8 protein-coding genes and 1 other annotated feature are annotated in these 13,016 nt (G+C 40.3%); of the genes, 7 read left to right on the forward strand and 1 reads right to left on the reverse strand.

Annotated features, from left to right (window positions below; translation table 11 throughout):
• The first annotated feature begins 167 nt into the window (after window positions 1-167).
• The 5 genes from rpsT to CLNEO_RS13950 all read left to right on the forward strand — a co-directional run bounded on the left by rpsT (window position 168) and on the right by CLNEO_RS13950 (window position 4,783).
• Window positions 168-428, forward strand: a complete 261-nt coding sequence (rpsT, locus tag CLNEO_RS13930; RefSeq protein WP_066090440.1) for a 30S ribosomal protein S20 — start codon at window positions 168-170, stop codon at window positions 426-428.
• 418 nt (window positions 429-846) lie between these two features.
• Window positions 847-1,263, forward strand: a complete 417-nt coding sequence (locus CLNEO_RS13935) for a C-GCAxxG-C-C family protein (RefSeq protein ID WP_066090443.1) — start codon at window positions 847-849, stop codon at window positions 1,261-1,263.
• A gap of 239 nt (window positions 1,264-1,502) precedes the next feature.
• Window positions 1,503-2,804 carry a thymidine phosphorylase gene (locus CLNEO_RS13940; protein WP_066090446.1) on the forward strand — a complete coding sequence of 434 codons (1,302 nt, stop codon included), beginning with the start codon at window positions 1,503-1,505 and terminating at the stop codon, window positions 2,802-2,804.
• A gap of 19 nt (window positions 2,805-2,823) precedes the next feature.
• Window positions 2,824-4,002 carry a phosphopentomutase gene (locus CLNEO_RS13945; RefSeq protein ID WP_066090449.1) on the forward strand — a complete coding sequence of 393 codons (1,179 nt, stop codon included), beginning with the start codon at window positions 2,824-2,826 and terminating at the stop codon, window positions 4,000-4,002.
• 226 nt (window positions 4,003-4,228) lie between these two features.
• A complete protein-coding gene (locus CLNEO_RS13950) occupies window positions 4,229-4,783 on the forward strand; it encodes a GNAT family N-acetyltransferase (protein ID WP_066090452.1) in 555 nt (184 codons plus the stop codon).
• 88 nt (window positions 4,784-4,871) lie between these two features.
• Here CLNEO_RS13950 and CLNEO_RS13955 read toward each other — a convergent pair whose 3' ends face one another.
• Complete coding sequence (locus CLNEO_RS13955; RefSeq protein WP_066090455.1) at window positions 4,872-6,326, reverse strand: nicotinate phosphoribosyltransferase; 1,455 nt, start codon at window positions 6,324-6,326, stop codon at window positions 4,872-4,874.
• Window positions 6,327-6,923: 597 nt separating this feature from the next.
• Window positions 6,924-7,166: a binding site (T-box leader), on the forward strand.
• 184 nt (window positions 7,167-7,350) lie between these two features.
• Between CLNEO_RS13955 and ileS the strand changes: the two genes are divergently transcribed.
• Both ileS and CLNEO_RS13970 read left to right on the forward strand, forming a co-directional pair.
• Window positions 7,351-10,464: an isoleucine--tRNA ligase gene (gene ileS / locus CLNEO_RS13965; RefSeq protein ID WP_066090461.1), complete on the forward strand. Its 3,114-nt coding sequence runs from the start codon at window positions 7,351-7,353 to the stop codon at window positions 10,462-10,464.
• A 287-nt stretch (window positions 10,465-10,751) separates the two neighbouring features.
• Window positions 10,752-11,993, forward strand: coding sequence for a cytochrome c biogenesis protein/redoxin (locus CLNEO_RS13970; protein WP_066090464.1), 1,242 nt, complete (start codon window positions 10,752-10,754; stop codon window positions 11,991-11,993).
• The last annotated feature ends 1,023 nt before the right edge of the window (window positions 11,994-13,016 follow it).

The raw sequence follows: 13,016 nt of genomic DNA on the forward strand, positions 1-13,016 counted from the left end.
ATATATGGTGTTGAATTAACCAAGGGGCGTCTAAATAGAAATTGCCCCAAGCCGTGTCGTGGGAGAGGAAACTCCTGAGGGTGGTTAATGTAGTAGTAATAAAAAGGCGATATTCCCCAATATCGGAAACCACAGAAAATGAATGATTTTACTAGGAGGAAAACACAGTGGCAAATATTAAATCCGCTAAGAAAAGAATTAAAGTAATTAACAAAAAAACTTTGAGAAATAAGATGATTAAGTCTCAGGTTAAAACAGCTATGAAGAAGGTTATTGTAGCAGTGAACGCAGGCGACAAGGAAGTAGCTTCTGTAGCTTTGGTAAATGCAGTGTCCTCAATTGACAGAGCATATATCAAAGGCATTTATCATAAAAATGCAGTTGCAAGAAAGAAATCTACTTTAACAAAATTGGTTAATAGCCTGTAATTTTTTATGTTCCGAAGGGATACCTCGTTTACGACTGGGTATCCTTTATTTATTTGCATATTTCGTTATTTTTATGAAGTATTAGGAAACGCTGACTGATTCCGTAAGAATAATCGTATCGCTAAATTCTTCCCTTGGGCATGGTTATAATGCCTGGCAATAGCACCACTATTACTACGTTTTTCCTTGCCAATAGAAAAATTTTCTCGACTATCTGCGCTTTTTTAGAAAAGAATGTCTGTCAACTATGTCTTTCAATCTTCCTAAAGCCTTAGATAGATTTGAAAATCGTTTATGGTTAGAGTTATTTTTATTTTGAATGCCCTTTGCACATAATATAATTAAAGAGGATTTGCAGTCTAAATGGATAGCGTTTAAATTTTTACGTTACGAAGTTTACGAAACTCGGAGGTATTTTATGGATAGCAGAATTGAAAAGGTAATGGAAAATCACCAAAAGGGATATAATTGCTCTCAGGCAGTAGCTTGTGCCTATTGCGATTTGTTTGGTGTTGATGAAAAAGAGGCTTTTCGTGCTGTTGAATGCTTTGGACGCGGCATGGGGATTATGGGAACATGCGGTGCGGTTTCTGCAATGGCATATTTGGTGGGGTTAAAGGTTTCTGATGTGGATTTGGATCGTCCACGCAGCAAGGTCAGCAGCTATAATACCTTAAAACCAATGACACAAGCTTTTGTTGATAAAAATCGAAGTTTGGATTGCAAAACCCTAAAGGGACTGGATACCGGTGTTGTTTTACGCAGCTGTACAGGCTGCATTCAAGATGCGGCGGAAATCGTTGAAACCTATTTATTAAAAGAAAAAAGCGAGTGAATCAATTGAAACCGCCTTTGGCCTGCGAAATCATGCCTTAGTGCGGTTTTTTATAATGATTTTTTAAAGAAATCGTGGTATAATATATTTACTAAAATGTGAAAAATTGGGATATTATAAGCTTTGCCATGAAATGGGAGGTTCTTTTCCTTTGGTAGTCCCTGATTAATGATTTTGGCAAGATATAAAAGGATTACTGCTTTTCATAAATGAATAACAGGTCCAAAGGAGGGCTTTTTATGAATATTGTGGACATAATTATTAAAAAAAGAGAAGGTAATAAATTATCCAACGAAGAAATTGCGTATTTTGTAAAAGGGGTCACCGATGGCAGTCTGCCAGACTATCAAATATCCGTTTTTCTTATGGCGGCATTTTTAAAAAAACTGGATGCAGAGGAAACGGCTTGCTTGACCATGGAAATGGCGCAATCTGGAGGTATGTTTGATTTTTCCCAGGTAGAGGGCTTTAAAGCCGATAAACACAGTACCGGTGGTGTGGCCGATACAACCACGTTGATTTTGGCACCTTTGGTTGCTTCGGTGGGCGTTCCTGTGATAAAAATGAGCGGCAGGGGTCTTGGCTTTTCCGGCGGAACCATTGACAAGCTGGAATCTATCCCTGGGTTTCAAGTAGATGTGAGTGAAAAAGAGGCAATTGAATTTGCCAAAAACAGCAATATTGTTTTAATGAGCCAATCGGATAACTTGACCCCCGCAGATAAAAAGCTTTACGCCTTGCGGGATGTTACAGGCACTGTGGATAGTATTCCCTTGATTGCCGCAAGCATTATGTCAAAAAAAATAGCGGCAGGAGCGGATGGAATTGTTTTGGATGTAAAATGTGGCAGCGGTGCTTTTATGCAGGATTTGGCTTCAGCGGAAACCTTGGCTTCGACTATGGTTGAAATGGGGCGTCACGTTGGCAGAAAGGTGACTGCGGTCATTAGTGCCATGGATCAGCCTTTGGGCATGAATATCGGCAATAGCTTAGAGGTAATCGAGGCCATTGAGGTTTTAAAAGGAAATGTAGGCGGCGATCTTTTGGAGGTATCTCTTACCTTAGGTGCCTATATGCTGCTGATGGCCGGACGGGTAGACAGTGTTGAGAAGGGGAAATATTTGTTGCAGCACCATATTAAAAATGGCATGGGTCTTGAAAAGCTTCGTGAGCTTTTGGTGCAGCAGGGGGGGAATCCTGCAATTATTGAGGACTATTCGCTTTTGCCCCTTTCGTCAAGCAAGAAAATCGTTTTTGCCCAAGGGGATGGCTATTTGAATAATATGAATACGGCACTCATTGGACGAGCTTCCTTGGAAAGTGGCGCAGGCCGTGGGTATAAGGAACAGCCTTTGGATTTTGGCGCAGGCATTATTATGAAAAAACGCTTAGGCGATTTTGTTAAAACAGGAGAGCCTTTGGCAGAAATTTTTGCTTCTTCTGATAAAAAATGCATAAGTGCGGCAGAATATATGCAACAGGCAATTACGATTGGTGAGGAAAAAGAACCTCTGCCTCCGTTGATTTTAAAAATTATTTGATTTAGAGAGGACGATGCTTATGAGAAGAGCGATTATTATTGTTTTGGACAGCGTGGGAATCGGCGAATTGCCCGATGCAAAAGACTTTGGCGATGTTGGCAGCAATACCCTGGTGAATATCAAAAAAGTGCGCCCCCAAACAGATTTAAAAAATATGTGTGCTCTTGGTCTTGGAAACATTCAAGGAGAGGAGATTCACCTTTTAGGCAAAACAGATTCCCCCCAGGGAGCATTCGGGAAAATGGCTGAAAAATCCATTGGGAAGGATACTACAACAGGGCACTGGGAAATGGCAGGCATTATCACGGCAAAGCCCTTTCCTACCTTTACAAAAACAGGCTTTCCCAAAGAGGTTATGGATGCTTTTGAGCAAGCAATCGGCACAAAAACCCTAGGGAATATTGCGGCATCAGGCACGCAAATCATTCAGGATTTAGGGCCGGAGCATGTAAAAACAGGCTACCCCATTGTCTATACCTCTGCGGACAGCGTGTTCCAAATTGCGGCCCATGAGGAAGTCATTTCTGTGAAAAAATTATACGAAATGTGCCAAAAAGCAAGAGAAATTCTTTCCGGTGATTACGGTGTTGCCCGTGTCATTGCCCGCCCCTTTGAAGGCGAGGCGGGGAATTATGCAAGAACGAAAAACAGAAGGGACTTTTCTTTACCGCCAACAGGCCCAACTATTTTGGATTTGGCCAAAGGAAGAGGCTTAAATGTAACTGCCATAGGTAAAATCGAGGATATTTTTGAGCATCAAGGCATTACCCGTGCTGATCATACCACAAATAATAATGATGGTATTGAAAAAACTATTTTTTATGCCAAGGAAGAATTTGAGGGCATTCTCTTTACTAATTTAGTGGACACGGATATGATTTATGGCCATCGTAATGATGTTGAGGGCTATGCGTCTGCGTTGGAGGATTTTGATAAGAAGCTCCCGGAAATTATGGCGCAGATGAAGGAAGAGGATATTCTCTTTATTACTGCCGATCATGGGTGTGATCCCACAACCCCCAGCACGGATCATTCCAGAGAATATGTACCCCTGCTGGTTTACGGTAAAAAGGTAAAGGCCGGCGTGGATTTGGGCGTGCGCAAAACCTTTGCCGATTTGGGGCAGACCATTTCTGATTATTTGGAGCTGGGTGCAAGGTTTGAAGCAGAAAGCTTTTTAGACGAAATTTTGAACTAGGGTTTCAAAATATGGATGTTTTAAAAGCGGTAATCATCAATAACATGGTTATCGCTTTTTGAGTGTGCAGTATTTCAGATATAGAAAAGATTGGTTGCTGTTAATTTAAAAAGTATTAAATATTTCTATGCAAATCATTCTTTTTCATAAGAAAGCAAGTGCTTTTTCTTCCTGCATGGTATACAATAAAAGAAACAACGAAAGGAACAACGAAAGGATGGAAACTATGAACAAAAAAATTTCTCTTCGTCTTGCAAATGTGGCAGATGCAAAGCAGCTTTTGGCGATTTATGCGCCCTACGTTACCGATACAACCGTTACCTTTGAATATGAGGTTCCTACAGAGGAGGAGTTTGCCAAGCGCATTTCCAATACATTGCAAAACTATCCCTACTACGTAGCTATGACAGACGGAGAAATCATAGGTTATTCCTATGCATCTTCCTTTCGTGCCCGTGCGGCCTACAATTGGGCGGTGGAAACAACAATATACATTAGGCAGGATTTTCGCGGCTATGGCGTAGGCTCTATGCTGTATTCTGCCCTGGAGGAAACCTTGAAAACCCAAGGGATTTTAACTATGATTGCCTGTGTTGCCTTTCCAAATCCCCCAAGTGTTGCCTTCCATGAAAAAGTAGGTTTTCAAAGGGTTGGACATTTTGCCAAGAGTGGTTATAAGCTTGGACAGTGGATTGATATTGTTTGGTTGGAAAAGCACATAGGGGTACATAATGAAAATCCTTTGCCCGTAGTGCCTTTTTCAAAATTGGACGAGTCATAACAGAAGTTTTGGTTTTAGTTCAAGAAAAGGTTGATGGTACGATTGCGCAAAAAAATCCTACCGAATTTGAGGTAGGATTTTTGGTTATTTAATGAAAGCTCATTTCATCAATTAAGCGATTTTTCAATTGAGATAATTTTTCCGACAAATCTACGGGCACGATATGTGGGTTTTTTAAACGCAAATGCTCGCCCCAAAGAGAATTTTTCTCCTTGCTGCAAAACGCTTGGATATCCATAGTTTTTGGTGATTGGTATACCAGCTCTCCGTCAACAAAAATAGGGACCAAAAGCTCTTTTACATAGTATGTTCCTGGGCTCAAATGCATCTTACGCCATTTTGCGTTGTTATCGCAAATCGTTAAACCTTGATTTTCATCAATGGTTTCTTCCTTTAGCGCAATTAAATCAGCCTTGATTTTTTTTGTCTTTTTATCATAGATACGGAATACCTTTTTAATTCCCGGATTTGTAACCTTTTCTGGGTTATTTGACAGCTTGATTTTCGGAATGAAATTGCCGTTATCATCTTCTTCAGCCGCAAGCTTATATACACCGCCAAAGGCAGGGCAATCATCGCTGGTAATCAGCTTTGTGCCCACACCCCAAAGGTTGATTTTTGCCCCTTGGGATTTTAAACTGGCAATTAGATTTTCATCCAGATCGCTGGAGGCACTAATAATTGCATTGCCAAATCCGGCTTCCTCCATCATGATTTTTGCGCACTTTGAAAGATACGCTAAGTCACCGCTGTCCAAACGAATTCCGTACTTTCCTGTTAGTTTTCCCGCCGCTTTCATTTCCTGAAAAACCTTAATTGCATTGGGAACACCGCTTTCCAAGGTGTTGTAAGTATCTACCAATAGTAAGCAATTATCTGGAAATTGTCTTGCATATTCTCTAAACGCTGTAATTTCGTTAGGAAAGCTCATTACCCAGCTGTGTGCATGGGTACCTTTTACAGGAACGTCAAATAATTTGCCTGTCAATACGTTGCTGGTGCCACAGCAGCCGCCAATGACCGCCGCTCTTGCGCCTAAGGTTCCTGCATCGGGGCCTTGGGCCCGCCGCAAACCAAACTCCATAACTGGATCTCCCTCTGCCGCCCAAACAACTCGAGATGCCTTTGTTGCAATTAAGCTTTGGTGGTTTATAATGTTCAAAAGTGCAGTTTCAAGGAGCTGCGCCTCAATAATAGGTGCCGTTACACGCATTAATGGTTCGTAAGGAAACACAACCGTCCCTTCGGGTATTGCATATATTTCTCCAGTAAACCGAAAATCTTTTAAGAATTCAATAAAGCCTTCAGTAAACATATTCAGACTTACCAAATAATTAATATCATCTTTTGTAAAGTGCAATCCCTGGACGTATTCGATGGCCTGCGCTAAGCCTGCCACAATTGCGTAACCGTTTCCGCTGGGATTCTTTCTGTAAAAAAGATCAAATACTACTTTTTTGTTATAGGCACCTGTTGTAAAATAGCCCTGCATCATTGTGAGCTCATACAGATCTGTTAACAGTGCCAGGTTTCGTCCTTTCATCGTTGACTATCTCCTTTATTTTTCTCCTGAAAGCAGGAAGATTATCGAAACAATTTTATTATACACAAACAAAAGCAATAAAGCAAATTATTCCACATTTCTGAATTTTTTCCAAAATAAATTGTGTATTTTTTATTTTAGCCTTGCAAGCAGCATCTGATTTCTATAATTTGGCCTTTGAATGCAAATCGGTTTCCTCATAATATCTCCTAAATTTTCCGTTTTTATCGGTTTTTAATAAAAATCGCAAAATTAAATACATTTCTATGGATGCATTCTGATAGCATCATCAACAACATAATTTAGGGATAAATATAAGGAAACGCTGATTAATTCCGTGTGCATAGCTAATCGGTAAATTTTCCACTTGGACAGCGTAAAAAAGCCTGGAAATAGCGCTGCTATTGCTGTGTTTTTTTCTTGCCAATTGAAAAATTTCCTCGACTATCTGCACACTCTCCATTAAATCAGCGTTTCCATAAAGAATACTGTATACAGTAGTCATGTATACAACATTTTTTTGAAAAAAAAACAAAAAAACTGCAAAAAACTCTTTACTTCTTTTTATGCAGAATGTATAATGCTAACGTATAAAGTGAAAACACAATGAAGGAGACAGTAAATATTTTCATTATGACCGCAGAGAGGCGGGGGTTGGTGAAATCCCGTCATCATAGAAAATATGGAAAATCACTCCGGAGTGGCAGACCAAACGGCTTTTGGCCCAGTAGACTCTGTCGTTTGCCCGCGTTAAGGGCCGGCGTCATTATTGTGATGCTTAGAGTGGATGGCAGTTTTGCCGTCAAATCAGGTGGTACCGCGAGCCCTTTCGTCCTGTGTTGGATGGAAGGGCTTTTTTTCATTCAAAATTAAAAAAAAGATTTTTCAAATTTGTGTGAAAAGTGAATGGTGCTTTTGAAATTTGCTAAAAATTGAAGTGCCTGTATTATTTTTTAATTCAACCTTCAACCATTATTAAATTATGACAACACTGCATAACCAATAAAATCAAGGAGGAATTCATATGTACGACAAAGTGCCCACCAATTTGAACTTCGTCGAAAGAGAAGTGCAAGTAGAAAAATTTTGGAAAGATAATGATGTTTTCGGAAAGAGCATCAAAGCAAGGGAAGGTGCTCCCGTTTTTACATTTTACGACGGCCCTCCAACTGCAAATGGTAAGCCGCATATCGGCCATATTATTACAAGAGCCGTAAAGGACTTGATCCCTCGGTATAAAACAATGAAGGGCTACAAGGTTTTGAGAAAAGCAGGCTGGGATACCCATGGGCTGCCGGTGGAATTGGAAGTGGAAAAGGCGTTAGGCTTGGATGGGAAGCCGCAAATCGAAAAATACGGCGTGGAACCTTTTATTGCGCAATGTAAGGAGAGCGTTTGGACATACGAGAAGGAATGGCGCTCCATGAGCGACCGTGTTGGCTTCTGGGCAGATATGGATCATCCGTATGTAACATATCATAACGATTATATTGAATCCGAGTGGTGGGCATTAAAGAAAATTTGGGATAAAGGCCTGCTTTACAAGGGTCATAAGGTTGTTCCTTACTGCCCTCGTTGCGGAACGGCCCTTTCCTCCCATGAGGTTGCGCAGGGATATAAGGATGTGAAGGAAACTTCTGTTATCGCCAAGTTTAAGGTGGAAGGCAAAGAGAATGAGTATTTCTTAGCATGGACAACAACGCCGTGGACACTGCCCTCTAACGTGGCTTTGACGGTGAACGCAGGAGAAACCTATGCAAGAGTAAAATATCAGGATTACACAGCCATTATGGCAGAGGCTCTGTTAGACACTGTTTTGGGCGAAGGCAAATACCAGGTTTTGGAAACCATGAAAGGGCAGACTTTGGAACATATGCGTTATGAGCCATTATTTGGCTTCTTGGAGAATGATCCCAAGGCATTTATCGTAACCTGCGATCCATATGTAACGTTAACAGATGGTACCGGCGTTGTTCACTCTGCAGGTGCTTTTGGTGAGGACGATGCCCGTGTTTGCCAGAAATATGGCGTACCTTTCCGTCAGTATGTTGACAGCCAAGGCTTGATGACGGCGGAAACAGGCCCCTTGGCAGGTTTGTTTGTGAAAGATGCAGATGCCAAGGTGATTGAACAAATGGAAAAAGACGGTTCTTTGTTTGCTGCAATTCCTTTTGAACATAACTATCCTTTCTGCTGGAGATGCGATACACCCCTCATCTACTATGCAAGAAGCACATGGTTTATCAAAATGACAGCCTTAAAGGATCAATTGGTGGCAAATAACCGTACCATCAACTGGTACCCTGAGAATATCAAGGAGGGACGTTTCGGCAACTTCTTGGAGAACGTAATTGACTGGGGTCTGTCCCGTGAGCGTTACTGGGGTACACCATTGCCGATTTGGGAATGCGAGTGCGGTCATAGACATACCATCGGCAGCATTGCCGAATTGAAAGAAATGTCCCCTGATTGCCCTGAAAATATTGAGTTGCATAAGCCCTTTATTGATGGGGTACACATCACCTGCCCCGAATGCGGCAAGCTGATGACCCGTGTTTCTGAAGTAATTGACTGCTGGTTTGACAGTGGGGCAATGCCCTTTGCCCAGTGGCACTATCCCTTTGAAAATAAAGAGGTTTTTGATGAAAACTTCCCTGCTGACTTCATTAGTGAAGCTGTTGACCAAACCCGTGGTTGGTTCTACACCTTGCTTGCGGTAAGTACCCTTCTTTTTGACTGCGCACCGTTCAAAAACTGCATCGTGCTTGGTCACGTTCAGGATAAGAATGGACAGAAAATGAGCAAGCATAAAGGCAATGTTGTCAATCCTTGGGATGCTTTGAATAAGCAGGGTGCCGATGCCGTTCGCTGGTACTTCTATGCAAACAGTGCACCTTGGCTGCCCAGCCGCTATTATGATGAAGCGGTAAGTGAAATGCAGAGAAAATTTATGGGCACGCTGTGGAACACCTATGCATTCTATGTTCTTTATGCAAATATTGATGAATTTAATCCCACAAAATATCAGCTTGAATATGATAAGCTTCCGCCTATGGACAAATGGATCTTGTCTAAGCTGCAAACCTTGAATAAATTTGTGGATGAATGCCTGGAAGGCTATAAGCTGACAGAGCCTGCAAGAGCAATGGCTGAATTTGTAGATGAGCTTTCCAACTGGTATGTAAGAAGAAGCCGTGAACGCTTCTGGGCGGAAGGCATGGAACAGGATAAAATTAATGCATATATGACTCTTTACACTGTACTGGAAACGGTGTGCAAGCTTGCTGCACCGTTCACACCGTTTATTACCGAGGAAATTTACGGTAACCTTGTAAAGAAAGCAGATTCATCTGCTCCCGAAAGTGTTCACCTTTGCGATTGGCCCGAATACCACGCTGAATGGGTGGACGCTGATTTAGAAACAAATATGGATTTTGTTTTAAAGGTTGTTGTAGAAGGTCGTGCGGCAAGAAATGGGGCAAACATGAAAAACCGTCAGCCTTTGGCAATGATGTATGTAAAAGCAGAAAAAGAATTACCTGGGCTTTACAGAGAGATCATTACCGAGGAGCTGAACGTGAAAGCATTGACTTTTACCGATAATGTTGAGACATTTACCGCCTATACCTTCAAACCGCAGCTGAGAACCCTGGGCAAAAAATATGGCAAACTGGTGCCTGCAATTGGTGTCGCATTGAAGGAAGTAGACGGGGCTGCATTTATGGCTACCTTGCGTGCATACGGCAAGGCTACCCTTACCATTGAAGGTGAAGATGTTGTTCTGGAAATGGACGATGTTTTGATTGATACCTCCGAAAAAGACGGCTTTGTTTCCAGTGGTGACAATAACCTAACCGTTGTTTTAGATACAAACTTAACCTCGGAATTGGTGGAAGAAGGCTTTGTTCGTGAAATTGTAAGCAAGGTGCAGACAATGCGTAAGGAGGCAAACTTCAACGTAACCGATCGTATCCGCGTATTCCATAGCGGTAATGGGAAAATTGCCGAAATCCTTAGCAATAATGATATTTCTGCCGATGTTTTGGCAGAGGAAATTGTTTTGGGAGAGGGCGGCGAGCTTTCTAAGGAGTGGAATATTAATGGTGAAACGGTTATTTTGGGTGTAAGCAGAGTTTGAAAAACAGAGAAATACGTTTATAGTTATATAGAATTGGATTTATAATAGAGCTTGACGGAGAAACCTGTTTCTTCCTGTATTTGGCGGCTGATAAATGAATTTTCTATCAATGAGGTATCTGCATTTTTTGTGGATGCCTCATTTTTTTAAAAAAATACTTTTGAAAAGCTTAAAATACCAAGTTAGATTACTCTTAAAAGTATAAAAGAGTGATTAAATCACTTTACAAAAAAATCCTTGTACGGTATAGTAAGCTACTAATAACTAATTTTGAAAGGAGCTGTCTTATGGGTTTTTCTGCAGATACAAGCATCCCGATTCTCACTGTTTTTTTGCAAGGGCTGATTAGCTTTTTCTCCCCATGCATTTTGCCCTTGGTTCCCCTTTATATCAGCTATCTATCAGGCGGGGCAAAAACCGTTTCGTCGGATGGGATAATTCAGTATCCTAGAAAACAAGTCATGATGAATACGGTTTTCTTTGCAATAGGTATCAGCTTTGCCTTTTTTGTGCTGGGGCTTGGAGTTACTTCTCTTGGGCAATTTTTTAGTAATAATCGTTTAATGTTTGCAAAAATCAGCGGTATCATCATGATATTCTTTGGGCTTTATCAATTTGGGTTTTTTGGTCGTTCTCAGGCCCTTGAAAAGGAGCATCGTATGCCGTTCCGCCTTGATCGATGGGCAATGGGTCCCTTGCCGGCTTTATTTTTGGGTTTTACCTTTAGCTTTGCATGGACACCTTGTGTAGGTCCTATTTTAGGCAGCGTTTTGCTTATGGCAGCAACTGGCTCATCTGCTGCGGGCTTTGCCCTTATTGGCGTATTCACCGTTGGATTTGTTTTGCCTTTTTTGGCGGTAGGTTTTTTCACCCAAAGCCTATTAAGCTTTTTCAAAGAACATCAGTCAGTGGTGCGCTATAGCGTGAAAATAGGCGCAACACTTATGATTGTGATGGGTATTATGACCTTTACTGGAACAATGAACGGTTTTACTAATTATCTTTCTAACAATGGTACTGCGGCAACAGCGGAAGGAAGCACCTCTAAAACCACGCCGGAAGCGCCAACGGTCATTCTAGCACCGGATTTTCAGCTGATGGATCAGTTTGGCAATATACACACCCTTTCTGAGTATAAGGGGAAAACGATATTTTTGAATTTTTGGGCAACGTGGTGCCCACCTTGCCGTGGAGAAATGCCTCATATTCAAGAAATTTATGAGGAATATGGCTTAAATGAAAAAGATGTGGTGATTCTTGGGGTGGCTGCGCCTAAGTTAGGGAGGGAAGGCAGTAAGGAAGATGTTATTTCTTTTTTAGAGGATAATGACTATACCTTTCCTGTTTTAATGGATGAAAACCACGATGTTTTTCAACAATATGCTATCAGCGCATTTCCCACAACCTTCATGGTTGATGCAAATGGAGCAATTTATGGTTATGTTGTAAGTGCACTGGAAAAGGATATGATGCTCAGCATTGTCGAGCAAACTAAGGAAAGTGTCAGTGGAGATACTGAATCCAAGTAGGCGGAAAAGAAAGACTATCTTTTTAAAAAAAAAGTTCCTATAAACTTTCTTTTGCGAGGCAAAGCTTCGCTTGGAGCGTTTTATATGGGAAGATCTAGGTTTGCCATCAGTATAAGCCCACCCCAATTGAAATTTGGGGTGGGCTTATACTTTAGACAAAGTCAAAACCTTGGGGGCTTTGCCCTCAACACCTACAAGGGTTTCTGGTCAGAACTTTGCTACGCAAAGCTGTTCTGCGGACAGATAGCACGTCTTTGCCATTACCATATTGACCTATCTAAAACCGCATGGATATGCGGTTTTAATAAAAGTTTTTGGTCTTGCTTTTTTCAATAAGCAAGTGGGTTTGGGCAACGCCCAAGGTTTGTCATCAGCCTGGGACTACTCCAATTGTAATTTGGGGTGGGTCTTTTTTGGGAATTTAATATTGTTTATTTAAAAAGTTCACTTGACAATCTTATGACGTGTCATTTTAGATGCGTTTTTTGAGTGGAACTGTTTTTGCACTTAAATTTATTTTACTAATTTTTATTTTAACAAAATAAGAATGGGATTTGTTTTGTCTTTTTAGCAAAAAAAATATTAGGAAAATATGCAATTTTTAAATTGATTTGTATTATTTTACTAATTTAATTCGTTTTATAAGTAAATAAAAAACGCTGAAAAACCCCAAAATTAATTTAAAAGCTTCATTTTTCAATTAAAAAGAATTTGAATGGTTAAATTCGCGTATTTTAAAAATATTTTTAAAAAAAACTGTATACTAAAATAAAAAAAGAAATTTGCATAAGAAATTTTAAGAAAAATTTACGCTTAAATATTTAAAATCCATAAATAAAATGCATAAATCATATAAAAAAAATAAAAAAATTAATAAAAACTTAGTAAATTTTAAGTACAATTTTCTGAGTTTTTTTTGCTGAAGATGTCCGCTATTAAAAAACACTTGTGTTTTGTTTAAAGTAATGTACAATAAAAACAAGGCTTGGAATTATTACATTAATCTTTCATACCTATTCAATA

It is taken from the genome of Anaerotignum neopropionicum (genome assembly GCF_001571775.1).
Lineage (GTDB): Bacteria > Bacillota > Clostridia > Lachnospirales > Anaerotignaceae > Chakrabartyella > Chakrabartyella neopropionicum.

What these genes read in the sequence shown, in the direction of transcription:
- CLNEO_RS13935 (WP_066090443.1), top strand. Translation starts at nt 847, where the DNA reads ATGGATAGCAGAATTGAAAAGGTAATGGAAAATCACCAAAAGGGATAT.
- CLNEO_RS13940 (WP_066090446.1), top strand. Translation starts at nt 1,503, where the DNA reads ATGAATATTGTGGACATAATTATTAAAAAAAGAGAAGGTAATAAATTA.
- CLNEO_RS13945 (WP_066090449.1), top strand. Translation starts at nt 2,824, where the DNA reads ATGAGAAGAGCGATTATTATTGTTTTGGACAGCGTGGGAATCGGCGAA.
- CLNEO_RS13950 (WP_066090452.1), top strand. Translation starts at nt 4,229, where the DNA reads ATGAACAAAAAAATTTCTCTTCGTCTTGCAAATGTGGCAGATGCAAAG.
- CLNEO_RS13955 (WP_066090455.1), bottom strand. Translation starts at nt 6,326, where the DNA reads ATGAAAGGACGAAACCTGGCACTGTTAACAGATCTGTATGAGCTCACA.
- ileS (WP_066090461.1), top strand. Translation starts at nt 7,351, where the DNA reads ATGTACGACAAAGTGCCCACCAATTTGAACTTCGTCGAAAGAGAAGTG.
- CLNEO_RS13970 (WP_066090464.1), top strand. Translation starts at nt 10,752, where the DNA reads ATGGGTTTTTCTGCAGATACAAGCATCCCGATTCTCACTGTTTTTTTG.